We start from the raw sequence: 20,891 nt of genomic DNA, 5'->3' as shown, positions 1-20,891 counted from the left end.
CTCAGTCGGGTTTGGACAGCGGCAGGTCTGTGGTGCCCGCATAAAAGACGATCAGCTCAACGGGAGTGTTTGCGCTGGTACCGCGATGAGCCACGTTCACCACTTCGGGCAGCACCTGACCGGGCGTCAGCCGGGTTTGTTTGCCCTCGCGGGTTTCTACGAGCAGTTCGCCGGAAACCACATAGGCCACATTGGGCATCGGGTGGGTGTGCCAGTTGAGGGTGGTTTTGGCGGAGATGGTAATTTTCAAAACACTTAATTCAGGCCGTCCCTGAGGGTACGCGTCGTAGCGTGTACCTTCCCAGGCGTGCGTGGTCTTGAGGAGCTGTTGAGTCTGCACGCCGGTTGAGGTCTGTGCACAACCCGCGAAGCTCAGGCAGGCAGTAATGAGCAGAAATGAGGGGATAAGGCGTGAGAGCACCATTGGCGAGTCCTGGCGTGGTTTGAAGGCAGTGGTTGAGTGGACTCAAGCTACGCAGGACGGCGAAGAGTGGCTGTCGGTCAGGGTTGATGTACCGTGCAAGCCAAGGCTGGAATAGGTGTAAGACCGAGCAAAAAAAACCTCCCGAAGGAGGTTTTTTTATTCACGCGGCCAGCGCCGGTGTCACGGGATTAGCAGCTGTAGTACAGCTCGTATTCCAGTGGGTGTACGAAGGTACGTACTTTGATTTCTTCTTCGCTTTTCAGGGCGATGTAAGCGTCGATGAAGTCGTCGCTGAACACGCCGCCTTTGGTCAGGAACGCACGGCCCTTGTCCAGCTCTTCCAGGGCTTCTTTCAGGCTGCCACACACCTGCGGGATTTCTTTCGCCTCTTCAGGCGGCAGGTCGTACAGGTTTTTGTCGGCGGCGTCGCCTGGGTGGATCTTGTTCTGGATGCCGTCCAGACCCGCCATCATCAGGGCTGCGAAGCACAGGTACGGGTTGGCTGCCGGGTCCGGGAAACGTGCTTCGATACGGCGAGCCTTAGGGCTGGACACGTAAGGGATACGGATCGAGGCAGAACGGTTGCGTGCCGAGTAGGCCAGCATGACCGGCGCTTCGAAACCTGGCACCAGACGCTTGTAGGAGTTGGTCGACGGGTTGGTGAAGCCGTTCAGGGCCTTACCGTGCTTGATGATGCCGCCGATGAAGTACAGGGCAGTGTCGGACAGACCGGCATAGCCTTCGCCCGCGAAGGTGTTTTTACCTTCTTTGGAGATGGACATGTGCACGTGCATGCCTGAACCGTTGTCGCCGTACAGAGGCTTTGGCATGAAGGTCGCGGTACGGCCGTAGGCGTCTGCCACGTTGTGTACGCAGTACTTCAGGGTCTGAACTTCGTCAGCCTTTTTCACCAGGGTGTTGAACTGCACGCCAATTTCGTTCTGGCCAGCAGTTGCCACTTCGTGGTGATGAACTTCGATAACCAGGCCCATTTCTTCCATGGCGTTGCACATGGAGGTACGGATTTCGTGGTCGTGGTCGAACGGTGGCACCGGGAAGTAGCCGCCCTTGATGCCTGGACGGTGACCACGGTTGCCGCCTTCAACGTCCTGGTCGGACATCCACGAACCTTGTTCGGAGTAGATCTTGAACATGGAACCGGAGATGTCGGACTTGAATTTCACTTCGTCGAAGATGAAGAACTCAGGCTCCGGGCCAACGAATACGGTGTCGCCGATACCGGTGGACTTCAGGTACTCCTCGGCACGGTTAGCGATGGCACGCGGGTCGCGGTCATAGCCTTGCATGGTCGAAGGCTCGATGATGTCGCACACCAGGATCAGCGTAGGCTGCTCGGTGAACGGGTCCAGGACCGCTGTGCTGTCGTCTGGCAGCAGGATCATGTCGGAGGCTTCGATGCCTTTCCAGCCAGCGATGGAGGAGCCGTCGAACATCTTGCCGTCGGTGAAGAAGTTTTCATCGAGCGCATCACGGGCCGGCATGGTCACGTGGTGCTGAGTACCTTTGGTGTCCGTGAAGCGCAGATCAATCCACTTGACGTCATGATCTTTGATGAGTTGAACCGACTTCGACATATGTCCTCCGGGGTGGCTTCGGGCGGGTTAAGTAGTGGTGCGCCCTTAGTAATGTGCTTGATGCCGGCGCGAATACTCTGCCAAGGCAACCTGCCTCACAAGGGAGCAAATTGCATGCCAGTGCCCTGACTTGGGTGTAATGCGCCAAACTCAGGCAGGTAAGCGGTGCAGCCTACCGATTCATGCCTTTAATCGCACTCAAATGAAGCGAAAACTTGCCTTTTTGCTCTATTTTGGTGCGGCCAAAACCGTTTGTACGATAACTGGTTAAACCTTGAGCAATTTCCGCTATAATCCGCGCCCCCCTTTTTTGGCAGGCTGCTCGCGCGCTGTTTTCATGAAACTAATCGTTAAAGTCTTCCCCGAGATCACTATCAAGAGCCGCCCGGTTCGGATGCGTTTCGTCCGTCAATTGGCCAAAAACATCCGTACCGTGCTCCGCGATCTGGACCCGGCTGTGGTAGTGAGTGGTGTGTGGGACAACATCGAGCTGCAAACGCGTGTGAGCGACCCCAAAGCCCTGAAAGAGATGACCGAACGCCTGAGCTGCATGCCGGGCATCGCGCATTTTCTGCAGGTCGATGAGTACCCGTTGGGTGACTTCGACGACATCGTCGAGAAGTGCAAACTGCACTTCGGCGATTCGCTGGCGGGCAAGATCTTTTCGGTGCGTTGCAAGCGCGCGGGCAAGCACCCGTTTTCCTCGATGGATGTCGAGAAATATGTGGGCAGCAAGCTGCGTCGCGAGTGCGGAGCGGCCGGAATCTCGCTGAAAAACCCGGAAATCGAAGTCCGGATCGAAATTCGCGACCAACGGTTGTTTGTGATTCACAGCCAGCACGACAGCATTGGCGGTTACCCGCTGGGCGCGCTGGAGCAGACGCTGGTGCTGATGTCCGGCGGGTTCGACTCTACGGTCGCGGCCTACCAGATCATGCGCCGCGGCCTGATGAGCCACTTTTGCTTCTTCAACCTCGGCGGCCGGGCCCATGAACTGGGCGTAATGGAAGTCGCGCACTATATATGGAAGAAGTACGGCAGCTCGCAGCGCGTGCTGTTTGTCAGCGTGCCGTTCGAAGAAGTGCTGGGCGAAATTCTCGGCAAAGTCGATAACAGTCATATGGGCGTCATTTTGAAGCGTATGATGTTGCGCGCTGCGTCCCGTATTGCGGACCGGCTCGATATCGACGCACTGGTGACGGGCGAAGCGATTTCACAGGTGTCCAGCCAGACGCTGCCCAACCTGTCCGTGATCGATTGCGTGACCGACAAACTGGTCTTGCGCCCGCTGATCGCCAGCCACAAGCAGGACATCATCGATTTGGCGAACGAGATCGGCACCGCCGACTTCGCCAAACACATGCCTGAATATTGCGGGGTGATTTCGGTCAACCCCAAGACCCACGCCAAGCGTCCACGCGTGGAGTATGAAGAACAACAGTTTGATATGGCCGTGCTTGAGCGTGCGCTCGAGCGGGCCAAACTGGTGCCGATTGATCGTGTGATCGATGAGTTGGGCCAGGACTTGCAAGTCGAAGAGGTCAGCGAAGTGCTGGCGGGCCAGATCGTTCTCGACATCCGTCACCCGGATGCTCAGGAAGATCAGCCGCTGGAACTGGCTGGCATCGAAGTACAAGCGTTGCCGTTCTATGCTCTGAACAGCCGCTTCAAGGAACTGGATGACACCCGTCAGTACCTGTTGTATTGCGACAAAGGCGTGATGAGTCGCCTGCATGCTCACCATTTGCTCAGTGAGGGACATGCCAATGTGCGCGTTTATCGACCGAGCTAAGAGCCCGGGGCTGTATGCCTGTGGCCTGCGTCACCGGCCCCCCGACGCCGCCGTCAAGTTGTAACGGCAAGGCCTGACTCTATTGTTAATCGCTGCCACGACCTGTCAGCACACCGAATCCTCTGATCGAGATACACAAGTGATCGAAAATCTACGCAACATCGCCATCATTGCTCACGTTGACCACGGTAAAACCACCCTGGTAGACAAACTCTTGCGTCAATCCGGCACTCTGGAGCGCGGCGAGCTCAACGACGAGCGCGTGATGGACTCCAACGACCAGGAGAAAGAGCGCGGTATTACCATTCTGGCGAAAAACACCGCCATCAACTGGAACGGCTACCACATCAACATCGTGGACACCCCGGGCCACGCCGACTTCGGCGGTGAAGTAGAACGCGTGATGTCGATGGTTGACTCCGTTCTGCTGCTGGTTGACGCTCAAGACGGCCCTATGCCGCAAACCCGTTTCGTGACCAAGAAGGCGTTCGAAGCCGGCCTGCGTCCAATCGTGGTAATCAACAAGGTTGACCGTCCGGGCGCGCGTCCTGATTGGGTTCTGGACCAGATCTTCGACCTGTTCGACAACCTGGGCGCTACTGAAGAACAGCTGGACTTCAAAGTGGTTTACGCCTCTGCCCTGAACGGTATTGCTGGTCTTGACCACACCGACATGGCTGAAGACATGACCCCGCTGTACCAGTCGATTGTCGACAACGTACCGGCACCAGCCGTAGACCGTGACGGTCCGTTCCAGATGCAAATCTCGGCACTGGACTACAACAGCTTCCTGGGCATTATCGGTGTTGGCCGTATCGCCCGTGGTCGCGTCAAGCCGAACACCCCGGTTGTTGCTATCGACGCTGACGGCAAGCGCCGCAACGGTCGTATCCTGAAGCTGATGGGTCACCACGGTCTGCACCGTGTAGACGTTGAAGAAGCTGCAGCAGGCGACATCGTTTGCATCAGCGGTATGGACTCGCTGTTCATCTCCGACACCCTGTGCGACCCGATGAACGTTGAAGCGATGAAGCCGTTGACCGTTGACGAGCCAACCGTTTCCATGACCTTCCAGGTAAACGACTCGCCATTCTGCGGTAAAGAAGGCAAGTTCGTGACATCCCGTAACATCAAGGAACGTCTGGACAAAGAGCTGCTGTACAACGTTGCTCTGCGCGTTGAAGAAGGCGACTCGGCTGACAAGTTCAAAGTATCGGGCCGTGGTGAATTGCACCTGTCGGTTCTGATCGAAACCATGCGTCGCGAAGGCTTCGAAATGGGCGTTGGCCGTCCAGAAGTAATCATCCGCATGGTTGACGGCGTTAAGCACGAACCGTTCGAAAACGTCACCATCGACTTGCCTGAAGAATCTCAGGGCAAGGTGATGGAAGAGATGGGCCTGCGTAAGGGCGACCTGACCAACATGGTGCCGGATGGCAAGGGCCGTGTACGTCTGGAATACAACATCCCTGCTCGCGGTCTGATCGGTTTCCGTAACCAGTTCCTGACCCTGACCAACGGTGCTGGCATCCTGACCTCGATCTTCGATCGCTACGACGTGATGAAGTCCGGCCACATGTCCGGCCGTCAGAACGGCGTTCTGGTATCGGTTGAAACGGGCAAGGCGCTGACCTACTCCCTGGAAACCCTGCAGGCGCGTGGCAAGCTGTTCGTTGAACACGGTCAAGAGATCTACAACGGTCAGATCGTTGGTCTGAACAGCCGTGACACCGACATGGGCGTTAACCCTACCAAGGGCAAGAAGCTCGACAACATGCGTGCTTCGGGTAAAGACGAAACCATCGCTCTGGTTCCACCTGTTCGCTTCACCCTGGAACAGGCTCTGGAATTCATCCAGGACGACGAGCTGTGTGAAGTGACGCCTAAGTCCATCCGTCTTCGTAAGAAGATCCTGGACGAAGGCGAGCGTACCCGCGCTGCCAAAAAGGCCAAAAACTAAGTTAATTAGTTAGCGGTTACAAAAACGCCCCCGGCCTTGCGGTCGGGGGCGTTTTTTTATGTGCGGGATTTGTGTGCGCTGTTGCCCGTCACTCCAACTCCCTGCCTTGAGAGGGGCCTGGATTGAGGGTAATTCGAGCCTTAAAAATCCATCAATTTAACGCTGCTGTTCTTACGCTCGACCGCTTTGGGAATATACGCGCAGTACCCTGGTCGCGGCCCGATACGCGGGTGGTTGCGGCAGGTATCAGGGCGTTTTTCGTAGATGGTACACATGCGCGATTTGCGGTCCAGGTACAGGCAGTCATTGTTGCTCATGCGCTGCAGCGTGAAGATGCCCGACTTCTGGTTGAAACGTTCCACAATCCCTTCTTTTTGCAAACGCTTGGCGATGTTCTTCGGCGGGTCGCCCAGTTCGAATTCATCCACCAGCCCGATGCGGATCAAGTCTTTGACCTTGACCTCGACCGGTAGGGTGCAGCAGCTGGAAATGCAGGAGCCGCACATGGGCGCGGTGTATTTGGCCCAGGTATCGAGACGGTCGATTTCCGCGGCGGCGATCAGGTTGGACTTCATCAGGCTTATATTCCAGCGTGTAACAGGGCGCGCGATCATACCGGGGTTGAGCAAGAATTGAACAACCATTTGCCGGTTTTTTGCTCACTATCGAGCGCCGCCGTTTTGTGCCGCCATCCGGTGCATTGTTTGCTTGGCCGATTTATCCGCAGGATCGCGCAAAAATCTCGAACACAAGCCGCTTCCTTCTGTCAGAGCGTCTAGGCTGACACCATTCGTTCTTCAAATCGCTCCATCTCGCTTGAGGTTGTATCGATGTCCCAGGAACCGCTTGTTTGTGATGCACAAGTGGCGGCCTTCCGCGCCGCCGTACTGGCCAAACTGACCTACGCGGTGGGCAAGGACCCGGAACACGCGTTCGATCATGACTGGTTCGAAGCCATTGCGCTGGCCGCCCGAGACCATATGGTCGAGCACTGGATGGACAACACACGGCAGATTTACCGCAAAGGCCAGAAGCGGGTGTATTACCTGTCGCTGGAGTTTCTGATCGGCCGTTTGCTGTACGACAGCCTCAGCAACCTCGGTTTGCTCGACATTGCGCGTGAAGCGCTGACCGAGCTGGGGGTGGATCTGGAGCAAATCCGTTTGCTTGAACCCGATGCCGCGCTGGGCAATGGGGGGCTTGGCCGTCTGGCGGCGTGTTTCATGGAGAGCATGGCCACCCTTGGCGTCGCGGCCCACGGCTACGGCATTCGCTATGAACACGGGTTGTTTCGCCAAAGCATCGTGGACGGTTGGCAACAGGAGCAGACCGAAAACTGGCTGGACTTCGGCAACCCGTGGGAGTTTGAGCGGCCAGAGGTGGTGTACCTCATCGGCTTCGGCGGAGCGGTCGAAACCCTCATCGATGAACAGGGTCACCCGCGGCAGGTCTGGTGGCCGGGCGAAACCGTGCGTGCGATTGCCTACGACACCCCGGTCGTGGGCTGGCGCGGTGCCAGCGTCAACACGTTGCGCTTATGGCGGGCCAGGGCGGTGCACGAGATGCACCTCGAACGCTTTAATGCCGGTGACCACTTGGGCGCGGTCGCAGAGGTGGTGCGCGCTGAGAGCATTTCGCGGGTGCTGTACCCGGCGGACAGCAACGAAGCCGGGCAGGAGCTGCGGCTGCGTCAGGAATATTTCTTCGTGGCAGCATCGTTGAAGGACTTGATCCGGCGCCATCTGGATCAGGGCTTCGCATTGCTCGATCTTGGCGACCACGTGGCCATCCAGCTCAATGACACCCATCCGTCCATTGCCGTCGCAGAGTTGATGCGCCTGTTGGTCGATGAACACGGCGTGGAGTGGGGTGCCGCCTGGAAGGTCACGGTCGAAACCCTGGCCTACACCAATCACACCTTGCTCCCCGAGGCGCTTGAAACCTGGCCAGTGGGGCTCATGGAGCGTTTGCTGCCCCGGCATATGCAGATCATTTACCTGATTAACGGGCTGCACATTGATTCGCTGCGCGAACAGGGCGTGCATGACTTTGACGTGCTGCGCGCCGTGTCGTTGATCGAGGAAGACAACGGCCGCCGTGTGCGCATGGGCAATCTGGCGTTTTTGGGGTGTCACAGCGTCAATGGCGTGTCAGGGCTGCACACGCAATTGATGCGCAGCACCGTGTTCTCGCACATGCACAAGCTGTACCCGGACCGCATCAACAACAAAACCAACGGCGTGACCTTTCGGCGCTGGCTTTACCAGTCCAACCCGCCGCTGACGGCACTGTTGGTGGATGCGCTAGGCCCGCAATTTCAGGACGATCCCGAGCACAACCTGATCCAGCTGGAACCGTTTGCCGGGCGTGCAGACTTTCGCAAGCGATTCGCTGAACAGCGGCTGCAAAACAAATGCACCTTGGCGGCCTTGATTTATGAGCGCCTCGGCATTGTGGTCAACCCCGAAGCCATGTTCGATGTGCAGGTCAAACGTATCCACGAGTACAAGCGCCAGTTGCTGAACCTGCTGCACACCGTGGCGCTGTATCAGGCAATCCGTGCCGAGCCGGGTAACCGCTGGGTGCCGCGTGTGAAAATCTTTGCCGGCAAAGCGGCGGCCAGTTATCAACAGGCCAAACTCATCATCAAACTGACCAATGACATCGCGCGCACCATCAACCACGACCCGACTGTGCGTGGTTTGCTCAAAGTGGTGTTCCTGCCCAACTACAACGTCAGCCTGGCGGAGAACATCATCCCGGCGGCCGATTTGTCCGAGCAAATTTCCACCGCCGGTTATGAAGCGTCGGGCACCAGCAACATGAAGTTCGGCCTCAACGGGGCGTTGACCATTGGCACGCTGGACGGCGCCAACGTCGAAATGTGCGAGCGTGTCGGCTCAGAAAACATGTTTATCTTCGGCCTCACCGCGCAACAGGTCGAAGCCCGCAAGCTCAGTGGCGAGTTCAATGCCGGGCCGGAAATCGCCGCGTCTCATCGGCTCAATGATGTGTTGCAGGCGATTCGCGGCGGGGTGTTCTCTCACGATGACCCGGCGCGCTATACGGGGCTGATCGACTCGCTGATTGATTACGACCGCTTCCTGGTGTGCGCTGACTTTGACGCTTATTGGGATGCGCAAATGCGTGTTGAAGCGCTGTGGCACGACAACGATGCGTGGTGGCGCACGTCGGTACTCAATACTGCGCGCATGGGCTGGTTCTCTTCCGACCGCACCATTCGTGAGTATGCGACCGAGATCTGGAAGGCGCTCTAACGGTCTTGCTGGCGCTACTGAACCACCGCGAGGCTGCGACCGGACGCAGCCTCGTCACAGGGCGGCAGTTACGGGTTTTGGCTGTTTTTTGCCCGCAACTGAACCCGCTCGGCCGGATCTGAGTCTGATTAGAAGATTTGCACGGCAACACGCGTTAAACTGCGCGGGTTTTTTGCCCCCTCCCCCTAGTTCGGAGCCTTACATGTCCCGCGTTACCCTGAGTCGCTATTTGATCGAGCAGACCCGCAGCAACAACACGCCTGCTGATTTGCGTTTCCTCATCGAAGTGGTGGCGCGTGCTTGCAAAGAGATCAGCCACGCCGTGTCCAAAGGCGCCCTGGGTGGTGTTCTGGGCAGCATGGGCACCGAAAACGTGCAAGGCGAAGTCCAGAAGAAGCTTGACGTGATTTCCAACGAAATCCTGCTCGAAGCCAACGAATGGGGCGGTCACCTGGCCGGTATGGCATCCGAAGAAATGGACAACGCCTACCAGATCCCGGGCAGATACCCGAAAGGCGCCTACCTGTTGGTATTCGACCCGCTGGACGGCTCGTCCAACATCGACATCAACGCGCCCGTCGGTACGATTTTCTCCGTGCTGCGTTGCCCTGAAGGCCACTTGGCCGAGAACGGCGACCTGGGCGAAAAAGCATTCCTGCAACCGGGCTCCACCCAAGTGGCGGCCGGTTATGCGATCTACGGCCCGCAAACCATGCTGGTGCTGACCCTGGGTGATGGCGTTAAAGGGTTCACCCTGGACCGCGAAATGGGCAGCTTCGTGCTCACCCACGAAGACATCAGCATTCCTGAATCCACGCAGGAATTCGCCATCAACATGTCTAACCAGCGCCACTGGGAAGCCCCGGTACAGCGCTACGTTGACGAATTGCTGGCCGGTGAAGAAGGTCCGCTGAAGAAGAACTACAACATGCGTTGGGTTGCCGCGATGGTGGCAGACGTCCACCGCATCCTGACCCGTGGTGGCGTGTTCATGTACCCGCGTGACAGCCGTGAGCCTTCCAAGCCAGGCAAGCTGCGTTTGATGTACGAAGCCAACCCGATGTCGTTCCTTGTGGAGCAGGCAGGCGGCGCGTCCACTGACGGCCACCAGCGCATCCTCGACATCCAGCCTGAAGGCCTGCACCAGCGTGTTGCGGTATTCCTGGGCTCCAAAGAAGAAGTGGCGCGCATTACGGCTTACCACAAAGCCTAAGCGCGCAGTCGCTGCCGCAGGCTGCGAAGGGGGGCAAGCCCCCCCGATCTGTGCACCGTCTCGCCATTACCCGGCAGCCTCGACAGCGCGTTGCCTGAGCTCTACCTGCCCGCCTGCAACAAAACCCCGGCCTGTCGGGAACCACCCCGCGCTTTTCTCTTCTAAGCTCTCACCGAGGCAGCGATGCCGACTTTCCCATTCAGGAGCTTTTCCATGAAGTTGCGTTCTTTGGCGTTGTTGTCGTTCTGTGTGTTATTGGCGGCCTGCAGCAAGGTCAATCAAGAGAACTACTCAAAACTGTCGGCCGGTATGCCCAAGGCCGAGGTGGAGAAGCTGTTGGGCAACCCGACGGATTGCTCGGGCGCACTCGGTATGTCGAGCTGCACCTGGGGCGATAAAAACAGCTTTATCAGCGTGCAATATGCAGGTGACAAAGTGCTGATGTTCTCGGGTCAGGGCTTGAAATAAGACTGAACAGGAGCGTTACCCATGAAGCGACTTTTAGCGTGTCTGGGCACTGCGTTGGTGTTGGCCGGGTGCTCCAGCTCCGGCAGCGATGCACTGGCCCCCAAAACCGTCGATAACGTCGACCTCAAGCGCTATCAAGGCACTTGGTATGAGCAGGCGCGGTTGCCGATGTTCTTCCAGCGCAATTGCGCACAGTCCCAAGCGCAATACACCCTCAAGCCCGATGGCAATGTGGCGGTGCTCAACCGCTGCCTGACCGAAGACGGCAAGTGGCAGGAGGCCAAAGGCACAGCGACGCCTCAAGTGCCGGGCAAGACCGACAAATTGTGGGTTGAGTTTGATAACTGGGTCTCGACGCTGTTGCCGGGTGTGACTAAAGGCGATTACTGGGTGCTGTATCTGGGGGACAACTACAGCACTGCGCTGGTCGGTAACCCGGACCGTCGCTACCTGTGGTTGCTGTCGCGCAAACCGACCATTGATCAGCAAACCCGTGACGAGTTACTCAGCAAGGCTCAACAGCAAGGCTACGACACCACACGCCTGATCTGGCGCACGCCCGACGCGGACATGCCCAAGACTGCGCAATAAGTGGGAGAGGGCCCTCAGCGAGCGCTGAGGGCCCTTTGCATGATGCTTACGCGCGCAGCAAGGTCTTCCAGGCGCGGTTCTGGTAAACCGCGATCGCTTGATGCTTGCGGGCATCGAGCAACGCATCATTGTGTTCAACATCGTCTGTGAGTGGCTGATTGGCCAGCTCTTGCAGCTTGTTCATCTCGCCAAACAAACGGTCCACTTCCGCAATCTCCAGCACGCCACGGGCCAAACGCAGCCACGCTTGAATGCGCTCGATGCGCGGCAACTGCTCTGCCAAATCTTCTGGTTGCTGCTGGTAACGGTTCAGACGCAACGCGATAGCTTCATCCGACAGCAAACGTGGCAGCCAACTGCTCAGCTGTGCAGCGCCCTGACGATTGCCACGGGTCGTGCCACGATCCACGGTCCAGCTGCGCTCCATCAACCAGCGCGACGTGTTCAGGGAGAATTGGCCCCAGCGCGGGTCTTCGAGTTCTTCGAGGAACTGCTCGGGCGCGGCTTTGCGCACGTCTTCGTCGTCCTGACCGATCTGCACCAGCGGGCGCCAGTCTTCCAGCAGTGCGTCCAGCGAGGCGCGCAAGGTGCTGGTGGATTGGCGTGGCGCGGCCTGACCGAGGCTGCTGACCAGCGCGCGCAGGTCAATCAATTGCTGCACCCAGTCTTGCAACAGACGCCAGTGGCCATTGAAGCGGTATTGCTCGGCCAAACGCTGGCTGCTGGCCAGCAAATGCCACGCCAGCGCGGCAAACGCGTCATCCAGCGGGGTTTCAGGCGTCAGCTCAGGGGCTGGCAGGCTCACCGAGTAGCTGTTGGCGTCGAACAGGCGATAACCGCGCTCTGCCTTGCTGATGTCACACGGCATCAACGCCAGTTTTTCAGCCAGCTCGGCAGCCAGTTCCAGCAAGGCAGCCGGTTCGCCTTCGCGCAGTTCGAGTTCCAGCTCGCAGATTTCTTCTTTCTGCTTGCCTGCAATCACGTGGCCCACGTCCAGTGCGGCTTCGATCACCACTTTGGCTTTGCCGCGACCCCACGAGATTTCAGCGCGCTCGCGCACGAAATCAGTGGTGAAAATCGGCTTGAGGGTTTTTTTGTCCAGCTCGGCCAGCGCTTCGGGCCAGCATTCGCCGTCGAGTTTTTTGACGTCGAGCTTGGCTTTAGGCAAATGCCAGTCGTATTCATTGCGCACCGACAGACCGGCAACGCTCTCGCCACGGGTCTTGAGGGTCTGGATCACGTCTTCGCCATCACGGCGCAAGCGCAGGGCAACCTTGGCCTTGGCCAGGTCGCGCTCCGGGGTATCGAAATATTGGTTGAGCAACTCACGGCTTTCCCAGCCACTTTTGTTGCGCTTTTTCAGCAAAGGGTGCTCGCGCAAGGCGGCGAGGGTTTCGCGGCTGACGCGGAGTTTGATTTCGGTTTCTTTCTGCATGGCCGGAAAATCCAGGAACGGTGCGCAGCCGGGGAAAGGTGTGGCTGCCAAGGCCGTGCAGTGTACAGGACTCGCCGCCCCGGCGCCCCGCATGGGTTTATTCTGCTGCTCAGATGGCCCTATGATGGGCCTCGCCCCGCCAACAGGAAGTCAGCGCATGCCTTTACCCTCCCTCAAAGAGCAATTCGCTGCCTTGATCAGCGCGCCGTCCGTCAGTTGCACCCAGGCGCACCTGGATCAAACCAACCGCCCGGTCATTGATCTACTGGCCCTGTGGCTGGGAGACCTTGGGTTCGCCATCGACATCCAGCAGGTCAGCCCCGGTAAATTCAACCTACTCGCCAGTTATGGCAGCGGCCCCGGCGGGCTGGTGCTGGCAGGCCACAGCGACACGGTGCCGTACGATGAAGCCTTGTGGCAGACCGATCCGCTCAAGCTGACAGAAGTGGATAACCGCTGGGTCGGACTGGGCAGCTGTGACATGAAGGGTTTTTTCGCGCTGATCATCGAAGCCGTCCGGCCGCTGCTCGATCAACCGTTCAAGCAACCTTTGCTGATTCTGGCCACGTGCGACGAAGAAACCTCCATGGCCGGCGCCCGGGCACTGGCCGAAGCGGGTCGCCCGCTGGGCCGTGTGGCTGTGATTGGCGAGCCGACCGGGCTCAAACCGATCCGCATGCATAAAGGCGTGATGATGGAGCGCATCGAGATTCTGGGGCGCAGCGGCCATTCCTCTGACCCAAGCCTGGGCCATAGCGCGCTGGATGCCATGCACGACGCCATCAGTGAACTCAAGGCCCTGCGCCAGCAATGGCTGCACGAATACCGCAACCCGCAATTCAGCGTGCCGCAGCCGACCCTCAACTTTGGCTGCATCCACGGCGGCGACAACCCGAATCGCATCTGCGGCCAGTGCTCGCTGGAATTTGACCTGCGGCCTTTGCCGGGGATGGACCCGACGGCGCTGCGGGCTATCATCCGCAGCAAGCTCCAGCCACTGGCTGAACGCCATCAGGTAAAGATTGATTTCGCCCCGCTCGCGGCAGGCGTAGCGCCCTTTGAGCAGGCGGCCGACAGCGAACTGGTGCGTGTGGCTGAACGTCTGACCGGGCATCGTGCCGAAGCAGTAGCGTTTGGCACCGAAGCGCCTTATCTTCAGCGCCTTGGCTGCGAAACCATTGTCCTCGGCCCCGGCGACATCAGCTGCGCACATCAGCCGGGCGAACACCTCGACATGTCACGTTTGCAGCCGACGGTGCGTCTACTCAGTCAATTGATCGAACACTATTGCCTGACCCCGGCGCTGTAAATCGCCGCAGGTCCAACCCGTACACACAAGGAGAGCACGCGTGTCGCCAAGTCAGTTTCGACGATAACCCCCGCCCGTTGTGCGTTTGCTGTTTGTGCCCTTTTTAGGCGACTCACTTTTTTACAGGCTCCGGTTATGCCCGATTACGTTAACTGGCTACGTCACGCGTCCCCTTACATCAATGCCCACCGCGATTGCACCTTCGTCGTCATGCTTCCCGGCGACGGCGTGGCGCACCCCAATTTCGGCAACATCGTTCACGACTTGGTGCTGCTGCACAGTTTGGGCGTTCGGCTGGTGCTGGTGCATGGCTCGCGCCCGCAAATCGAAAGCCGCCTGCAAGCCCGCGGGCTGACGCCGCATTACCACGAAGGCATGCGCATCACCGACGCTCCGACGCTGGAATGTGTGATCGACGCCGTGGGCCAGCTGCGCATTGCGATTGAAGCGCGGCTGTCGATGGACATGGCGTCCTCACCGATGCAGGGTTCGCGCTTGCGCGTGGCGAGCGGCAATCTGGTGACGGCGCGTCCGATTGGCGTGCTCGATGGCGTGGACTACCACCACACCGGCGAAGTGCGGCGGGTGGACCGCAAGGGCATCAACCGCCTGCTCGACGAACGCTCAATTGTGCTGCTGTCGCCGCTGGGGTATTCGCCGACGGGCGAAATCTTCAACCTCGCCTGCGAAGACGTTGCGACCCGTGCTGCCATTGACCTTGGGGCCGACAAATTGCTGTTGTTTGGCGCCGAACCGGGCTTGCTCGATGAAGACGGGCGTCTGGTGCGCGAGCTGCGGCCGCAACAAGTGCCCGCCCACATGAAGCGTCTGGGCAGCGATTATCAGGCTGAACTGCTGGAAGCGGCCGCCGAGGCCTGCCGTGGCGGCGTGGCCCGCAGCCATATCGTCAGCTACGCCGAAGACGGCGCACTGCTGACCGAGCTGTTCACCCGCAACGGCGGCGGCACACTGGTGGCGCAGGAGCAGTTCGAAAAAATTCGCGAAGCCGCAATTGAAGACGTCGGTGGTTTGCTGGACCTCATCAGCCCGCTGGAAGAGCAGGGCATTCTGGTGCGTCGCTCACGCGAAGTGCTGGAGCGCGAGATCGAGCAATTCAGCGTGGTCGAGCGTGAAGGCATGATCATCGCCTGCGCGGCGTTGTACCCGATTGCCGATTCTGAGGCGGGCGAACTGGCCTGTCTGGCCGTGAACCCGGAATACCGCCACGGCCGTCGCGGCGATGAACTGCTCGAACGCATTGAAAACCGTGCGCGAGCGCTGGGCCTCAAAACCCTGTTCGTCCTGACCACCCGCACAGCCCACTGGTTCCGCGAGCGCGGCTTCGAGCCCAGCAGTGTGGAACGTCTGCCGGTAGCCCGCGCCTCGTTGTACAACTTTCAGCGCAATTCGAAAATCTTCGAAAAAGCCCTGTAACGCCTGCACGGCCGACTGAAGCCGCCGTTCAACGCACACCTGCGTCGAGCGGCGGCTTCGGTGCGTCGTTAAAACGCCTGCAAACACACATCATCAATAACGGCCTTGCCCATGTCGCACAAGTAGTGCGACGCCCAGGCATGGCGTTCCCCGTCTTTCTCCAGGGCGGCATCGAGGGCCAGGGTTTTGGCGCAAAACAACAACGCCGAGACGTGCTCCAGCGCCTGACGCAAAGGTATACCGGGGTTAACGCAAAACAGAGGTTGGTCATTTTCGCCGCACGGGCCGAAGGTTACGACGCCGAGGGTGTTGATCGGGGAAGGGGTAGTCATTGAGTGTGCTCCTAATATGTTTAAGAGCTGTCAGGTTCGTGTCCAGGCGAAGGTGACAGCTGTACGCAGGCTGGAAACCGGGACAATTAGGCAAACCCGGCAGGTCCGAAGACCTCCCGCGCACAGCCGTCATAAGATGAAGACTGACGCACAAAAAACGCCAACTCCCCGAAGGGTACATGGCGCTAAGGCGCGTAATTGTTACTCGGGTTTCCAGGCCCGGCCACTGTTTATTTCAGCGGCGGTGTACGGTACGCCTGCACTCAACGCCCCGAAGCCATCCGTTGCCGCAGTTCGTGTAGGAGGCGGCACCTTTGCGTGCGCGCCTCTGACACGGCGAAACCTGAACGTCTTCGGGGTTTGGCTGACGGGCTGCCTGCCATCCCTCAGTTACTGATCGCCAAAATACTCGCCTGATACGACGCCACAAACAGGTCGAAATCACCCTGTTCGGTTTTTTCAATGTCCATTTGGTCGTTAATCGATTTGCGGGCTTTTTCTTCAAAAGCGTCCTGGTCTTCAGGGCTGAGTGCCTGGCTGCGGAAGTAGTCAGCGTGGGCAATGCTTTGGCGCATGGAGAACTGAGCGAAGCTTTCTTTGTGTTCGGCCATGCTGGCCAGCACTTTGGCCGACGGGGTCCGTGACACGTCCTTGATTTTCGCCAGTTGCTCATCCAGTGCCTTGCTGTGCGCATCGTCACCCTTGCTTTGATCCAGCAACGCGGCCAGTGGTGCGATTTGTTCCAGCAGTTCGGCTGCCCATTCCTTCATGTCCACCGGTTGACCGTCACGCTGCAATTGCAGGCCCGGGCGGCGACCTTCTTTGACGACGCTGAGGAAGTTGGAGGTGCAACTGCCGCACTCCGCGCTGTCGAACTGCGGACTTTCTTGCAGGGCGCAGTACAGCAGGAAGGCATCCAGGAAGCGGGCTTCGGGCAGGTCAATGCCCACGGGCAGGAACGGGTTGATGTCCAGCAAACGCACTTCAACGTACTGCACGCCACGGGACATGAGCGCTTGAATCGGACGCTCGCCGCTGTAGGTCACACGCTTGGGGCGGATGTTGGAGTAGTACTCGTTTTCGATTTGCAGGATGTTGGTGTTCAGTTGCACCCACTCGCCGTCCTGGTGCGTGCCGATTTCGACATACGGCGCGTAGGGCGTTGCCACGGCTTTACGCAGGCTGTCGGTGTAACTGTTGAGGTCGTTGTAGCACGGTGTCAGGCCCGCCTGAGCGTTGCTCTGATAACCGAGGTCGCTCATGCGCAGGCTGGTGGCGTACGGCAGGTAGAGCGTGTCGGGGTCCAGTTGTTCGAGTTGGTGAGCCCGGCCGCGCAAAAAGCCTGCGTCCAGCGCAGGCGAGGCGCCAAACAGGTACATCAGCAGCCAGCTGTAACGGCGGAAGTTACGGATCAGCGCGATGTAGGCGCTCGACTGGTAATCGCGGTCTGTGCCCACAAAGCCGTCTGCCGCTTTCAGCACAGGCCAAAGGGCTTCAGGCAACGAGAAGTTGTAGTGAATGCCGGCAATGCACTGCATGGTTTTTCCGTAACGCAGGGCCAGGCCTTTGCGATACACGTACTTGAGCTGTCCGATGTTGGACGTGCCGTAGTAGGCAATCGGAATATCCGCTTCGGCCGGCAACGGGCACGGCATTGAAGGGCTCCACAGGTACTCGTTGTTGAGTTTGCTGTAGGCAAAACGGTGGATCTTGTCGAGGCTGGCCAGCGTCTCAGCCGGGTCGGCCAGGGCCGGGGTGATGAACTCCAGCAGCGACTCGGAATAGTCGGTGGTGATTTGATCGTTGGTCAGGGCCGACCCCAGTTCTTCGGGGTGCGGCGTCTGGGCCAGGCGGGCATCGCCGGTGACGCGCAAGCATTCGCGCTCGATCCCGTGCAGACACTGCTCCAGCAGAGTGAGGTTAGCGCGCTCGCTGAGCAGAGCCAGGCGGCGGTTGAGAAGTTGGCTCAAGTTGGATTCCTTCACGCGTCAGTCGCCCCAATATGGGGGTGGTCAGGACGGTCTACAAGGGTGAAGTTGAAGCCGGCGTGGTCGCCTGACTTTTAAAAGAAGTGCTCAGCCCCGTCCCTGTGTCGGTCCCAGGCGCTCCAGGCGCATTTCGGCACCGCGTATGCAGTGCCGAAATTAACCTAAATCGACGGGTGACCGCTACAGGACAGCGAACGTGCCTTGCGCTTTTGCGACCCGCTTTTCGCCCTGCCAGACGTCAGCTTCAACGACCAGCGTGCGGCGACCGGGGTGGATGACCTTGGCGATACACAGCACTTCGCCTTCGGACACCGCCCGGATGTAGTTGATCTTGCATTCCAGGGTGGCGCTTTGCTGATCGAAGCCATGGGTACTGGAACAGGCCAGCCCCATGCTGATGTCGACCAGGCTGAACAGCACCCCGCCATGCAGTTTGCCGCCCCGGTTGCGCAGGTGCGGCTCAAGGCTCAGGGCGACGTGGGCCGCGCCTTCATCAAGTTGCACCACGCGACAGCCGATCAGTTCACTGAACGCGCTTTGGGTCAGCCCGGCCGGGATGTCCATCAGCGTTTTTTCAGTTGCTTGGCATTGGCGAACAGCGATGCCATGGCGTTGTTGGCAGGGGCCGCGGCCACGGTTTCCTTGCGCGGTGCGGTATTTTGCTGGCGCCCCGAAGCGCCCGGACGTGCGCCGCGCGCCCCGTCAATTTTCTCGCCGGGGGTGTCGCTCATGCGCATCGACAGGCCCACCCGCTTACGGGGGATGTCGACTTCCATCACCTTGACCTTGACCACGTCACCGGCTTTGACTGCTTCACGCGGGTCTTTGATGAATTTCTCGGACAGCGCCGAAATATGCACCAGACCGTCCTGATGCACACCGATATCGACGAACGCACCGAAGTTGGTCACGTTGGTGACGACACCTTCCAGAATCATCCCCAGTTGCAAGTCTTTGAGGTCTTCGACGCCTTCCTGGAACTCGGCGGTCTTGAACTCGGGACGCGGATCCCGGCCCGGCTTTTCCAGCTCTTGCAGAATGTCGGTGACCGTCGGCAAACCGAAGGTTTCATCGGTGAATTTCTTCGGATCGAGACGCTTGAGAAAGCTCGCATCACCAATCAGTGAACGAATGTCGCGTTCGGTGTCGGACGCAATGCGCTTGACCAGCGGGTAGGCTTCGGGGTGAACCGCCGAGCCGTCCAACGGGTTGTCGCCGTTCATGACGCGTAAGAAACCGGCGGCTTGTTCAAAGGTTTTTTCACCCAGACGGCTGACTTTTTTCAGCGCCGCGCGGGTTTTGAAGGCACCGTTTTCATCGCGATGGTTCACGATATTTTGCGCCAGCGTGGCGTTGAGGCCGGAGATCCGGGCCAGCAGCGCCACCGAGGCGGTGTTTACGTCCACCCCCACGGCGTTTACGCAGTCTTCCACAACGGCGTCCAGACCCCGCGCCAGCTTGAGCTGCGACACGTCGTGCTGGTATTGGCCGACCCCAATGGATTTGGGGTCGATTTTGACCAGCTCGGCCAGCGGATCTTGCAGGCGGCGCGCAATCGAAACAGCGCCACGGATCGACACGTCCAGGTCCGGGAATTCTTTGGCTGCCAACTCCGATGCCGAGTACACCGAGGCCCCGGCTTCAGACACCATGACTTTGGTGACTTTCAGTGCAGGGTATTTTTTGATCAGGTCGATGATCAGCTTGTCGCTCTCGCGGCTCGCGGTGCCGTTGCCGATGGCGATCAGTTCGACCGCGTGTTTGGCACACAGGGCAGCCAGGATCGAGATGGTTTGATCCCACTTGTTGTGCGGCACGTGCGGGTACACGGTGGCGTGTTCCAGCAGTTTGCCGGTGGCATCGACCACGGCAATTTTGCAGCCGGTGCGCAGGCCCGGGTCCAGGCCAAGGGTAGCGCGCGGGCCAGCAGGCGCGGCCAGCAGCAAGTCGTGCAGGTTGTGCGCAAACACGTTGATGGCTTCGGTTTCTGCGGCGTCGCGCAGTTCACCCAGCAGATCGGTTTCAAGGTGTGTATAGAGCTTGACCTTCCACGTCCAGCGCACCACTTCGCCCAGCCATTTGTCAGCCGGACGGTTCTGGTTTTGCAGGCCGAAACGTTCGGCAATCATCATCTCGCCGGGGTGCATCGTGCCGGGCAATTCTTCGCCCACTTTGAGCGACGCGCTGAGGATGCCTTCATTGCGCCCGCGGAAAATGGCCAGCGCCCGGTGCGACGGCATGCTTTTGAGTGGCTCGTCGTGCTCGAAGTAATCGCGGAACTTGGCGCCTTCCTCTTCTTTGCCTGCGATGACGCGGGCGCTGAGGGTGGCTTCCTGCTTGAGAAAACTGCGCAGTTTGTCCAACAGGGTGGCGTCTTCGGCGAAACGCTCCATCAGGATGTATTTGGCGCCGTCGAGGGCGGCTTTGACGTCGGCCACGCCTTTTTCGGCGTCGACAAAACGGGCGGCTTCTGTTTCGGGGTTCAGGTTCGGATCATTGAACAGGCCGTCAGCCAGTTCACCGAGGCCGGCTTCGAGGGCGATCTGGCCTTTGGTGCGGCGCTTTTGCTTGTAGGGGAGGTACAAGTCTTCAAGGCGGGTTTTGGTATCGGCGAGTTTGATATCGCGCGCCAGTTCTGGCGTCAACTTGCCTTGTTCTTCGATGCTGGCGAGGATGCTGATGCGCCGTTCGTCGAGTTCTCGCAGGTAGCGCAGGCGTTCTTCCAGATGACGAAGTTGGGTGTCATCCAGGCTGCCGGTCACTTCCTTACGGTAACGGGAGATGAAGGGTACGGTGGAGCCTTCATCCAGAAGTGCGACGGCCGCTTCGACCTGCTGCGGGCGCACGCCAAGTTCTTCGGCGATGCGGCTGTTGATGCTGTCCATAAAACCACCTGACAAATTGTGATGCAGGCTCGCAGGCCCGGGCTTGAAGGCTTGCGAGGCTGGTTGAGCGGCTTTAAAAAGCGCCGCTACCTGGGCCAAAAGGGCAGCCTGTTGACCCGTGAAGTCTGCACATTGCGGCACGCACTGAAAAAAATAATTGCGCCGCAGCGGTTGAAAATTCGAGGTT

Annotated in this window: 16 protein-coding genes; 8 read left to right on the top strand and 8 right to left on the bottom strand. The window is 59.0% G+C overall.

Going from position 1 to position 20,891, the window contains the following annotated elements; translation table 11 throughout:
- Position 1: 1 nt before the first annotated feature.
- Together HBN68_RS19425 and glnA are read right to left on the bottom strand one after the other, a co-directional pair.
- Complete coding sequence (locus HBN68_RS19425; protein WP_178088626.1) at positions 2–424, bottom strand: cupin domain-containing protein; 423 nt, start codon at positions 422–424, stop codon at positions 2–4.
- 188 nt (positions 425–612) lie between these two features.
- A complete protein-coding gene (gene glnA / locus HBN68_RS19420; protein WP_047272914.1) occupies positions 613–2,019 on the bottom strand; it encodes a glutamate--ammonia ligase in 1,407 nt (468 codons plus the stop codon).
- 337 nt (positions 2,020–2,356) lie between these two features.
- On the opposite strand from glnA, the gene thiI reads away from it, so the two are divergent.
- Positions 2,357–3,811 carry a tRNA uracil 4-sulfurtransferase ThiI gene (gene thiI, locus HBN68_RS19415; protein ID WP_094994290.1) on the top strand — a complete coding sequence of 485 codons (1,455 nt, stop codon included), beginning with the start codon at positions 2,357–2,359 and terminating at the stop codon, positions 3,809–3,811.
- Positions 3,812–3,950: 139 nt separating this feature from the next.
- Positions 3,951–5,771: a translational GTPase TypA gene (gene typA, locus HBN68_RS19410; protein WP_047272916.1), complete on the top strand. Its 1,821-nt coding sequence runs from the start codon at positions 3,951–3,953 to the stop codon at positions 5,769–5,771.
- Positions 5,772–5,911: 140 nt separating this feature from the next.
- On the opposite strand, the gene HBN68_RS19405 is transcribed toward typA, so the two are convergent.
- Positions 5,912–6,349 carry a YkgJ family cysteine cluster protein gene (locus tag HBN68_RS19405; protein ID WP_047272954.1) on the bottom strand — a complete coding sequence of 146 codons (438 nt, stop codon included), beginning with the start codon at positions 6,347–6,349 and terminating at the stop codon, positions 5,912–5,914.
- Positions 6,350–6,601: 252 nt separating this feature from the next.
- Between HBN68_RS19405 and HBN68_RS19400 the strand changes: the two genes are divergently transcribed.
- The 4 genes from HBN68_RS19400 to HBN68_RS19385 all read left to right on the top strand — a co-directional run bounded on the left by HBN68_RS19400 (position 6,602) and on the right by HBN68_RS19385 (position 11,321).
- Positions 6,602–9,049 carry a glycogen/starch/alpha-glucan phosphorylase gene (locus HBN68_RS19400; RefSeq protein WP_169964546.1) on the top strand — a complete coding sequence of 816 codons (2,448 nt, stop codon included), beginning with the start codon at positions 6,602–6,604 and terminating at the stop codon, positions 9,047–9,049.
- Positions 9,050–9,251: 202 nt separating this feature from the next.
- On the top strand, positions 9,252–10,262 hold the full coding sequence (locus HBN68_RS19395; RefSeq protein ID WP_094994288.1) for a class 1 fructose-bisphosphatase: 1,011 nt from the start codon (positions 9,252–9,254) through the stop codon (positions 10,260–10,262).
- 213 nt (positions 10,263–10,475) lie between these two features.
- Complete coding sequence (locus HBN68_RS19390) at positions 10,476–10,730, top strand: hypothetical protein (protein WP_094994287.1); 255 nt, start codon at positions 10,476–10,478, stop codon at positions 10,728–10,730.
- A gap of 21 nt (positions 10,731–10,751) precedes the next feature.
- Complete coding sequence (locus HBN68_RS19385; RefSeq protein WP_094994286.1) at positions 10,752–11,321, top strand: lipocalin family protein; 570 nt, start codon at positions 10,752–10,754, stop codon at positions 11,319–11,321.
- A 46-nt stretch (positions 11,322–11,367) separates the two neighbouring features.
- Here the strand turns inward: HBN68_RS19385 and HBN68_RS19380 are convergent, their stop codons facing one another.
- Positions 11,368–12,756, bottom strand: coding sequence for a CYTH domain-containing protein (locus tag HBN68_RS19380; RefSeq protein WP_169964544.1), 1,389 nt, complete (start codon positions 12,754–12,756; stop codon positions 11,368–11,370).
- Positions 12,757–12,913: 157 nt separating this feature from the next.
- Between HBN68_RS19380 and argE the strand changes: the two genes are divergently transcribed.
- The gene (gene argE / locus HBN68_RS19375; protein ID WP_169964542.1) at positions 12,914–14,065 is read left to right on the top strand and encodes an acetylornithine deacetylase; all 1,152 of its coding nucleotides are present in this window, start codon (positions 12,914–12,916) and stop codon (positions 14,063–14,065) included.
- A 135-nt stretch (positions 14,066–14,200) separates the two neighbouring features.
- Positions 14,201–15,499 (top strand): amino-acid N-acetyltransferase, encoded by a 1,299-nt coding sequence (argA, locus tag HBN68_RS19370; RefSeq protein ID WP_169964540.1) that lies wholly within the window; start codon positions 14,201–14,203, stop codon positions 15,497–15,499.
- A gap of 68 nt (positions 15,500–15,567) precedes the next feature.
- Here the strand turns inward: argA and HBN68_RS19365 are convergent, their stop codons facing one another.
- The 4 genes from HBN68_RS19365 to HBN68_RS19350 form a co-directional block, all read right to left on the bottom strand.
- Positions 15,568–15,831 carry a DUF3077 domain-containing protein gene (locus HBN68_RS19365; protein WP_169964538.1) on the bottom strand — a complete coding sequence of 88 codons (264 nt, stop codon included), beginning with the start codon at positions 15,829–15,831 and terminating at the stop codon, positions 15,568–15,570.
- Positions 15,832–16,217: 386 nt separating this feature from the next.
- Positions 16,218–17,801 (bottom strand): glutamate--cysteine ligase, encoded by a 1,584-nt coding sequence (gene gshA, locus HBN68_RS19360; protein WP_169964536.1) that lies wholly within the window; start codon positions 17,799–17,801, stop codon positions 16,218–16,220.
- Positions 17,802–17,999: 198 nt separating this feature from the next.
- Complete coding sequence (locus tag HBN68_RS19355; protein WP_094994280.1) at positions 18,000–18,383, bottom strand: PaaI family thioesterase; 384 nt, start codon at positions 18,381–18,383, stop codon at positions 18,000–18,002.
- On the bottom strand, positions 18,383–20,704 hold the full coding sequence (locus tag HBN68_RS19350; protein WP_094994333.1) for a Tex family protein: 2,322 nt from the start codon (positions 20,702–20,704) through the stop codon (positions 18,383–18,385). The genes HBN68_RS19355 and HBN68_RS19350 overlap by 1 nt, the downstream gene beginning before the upstream one ends.
- Positions 20,705–20,891: the final 187 nt, after the last annotated feature.

Source organism: Pseudomonas sp. WS 5078 (assembly GCF_012985745.1).
GTDB classification, from domain to species: domain Bacteria; phylum Pseudomonadota; class Gammaproteobacteria; order Pseudomonadales; family Pseudomonadaceae; genus Aquipseudomonas; species Aquipseudomonas lundensis_A.
The sequence above is the reverse complement of the archived record's forward strand: the minus strand, read 5'-3'. Positions and strand labels throughout refer to the sequence as shown.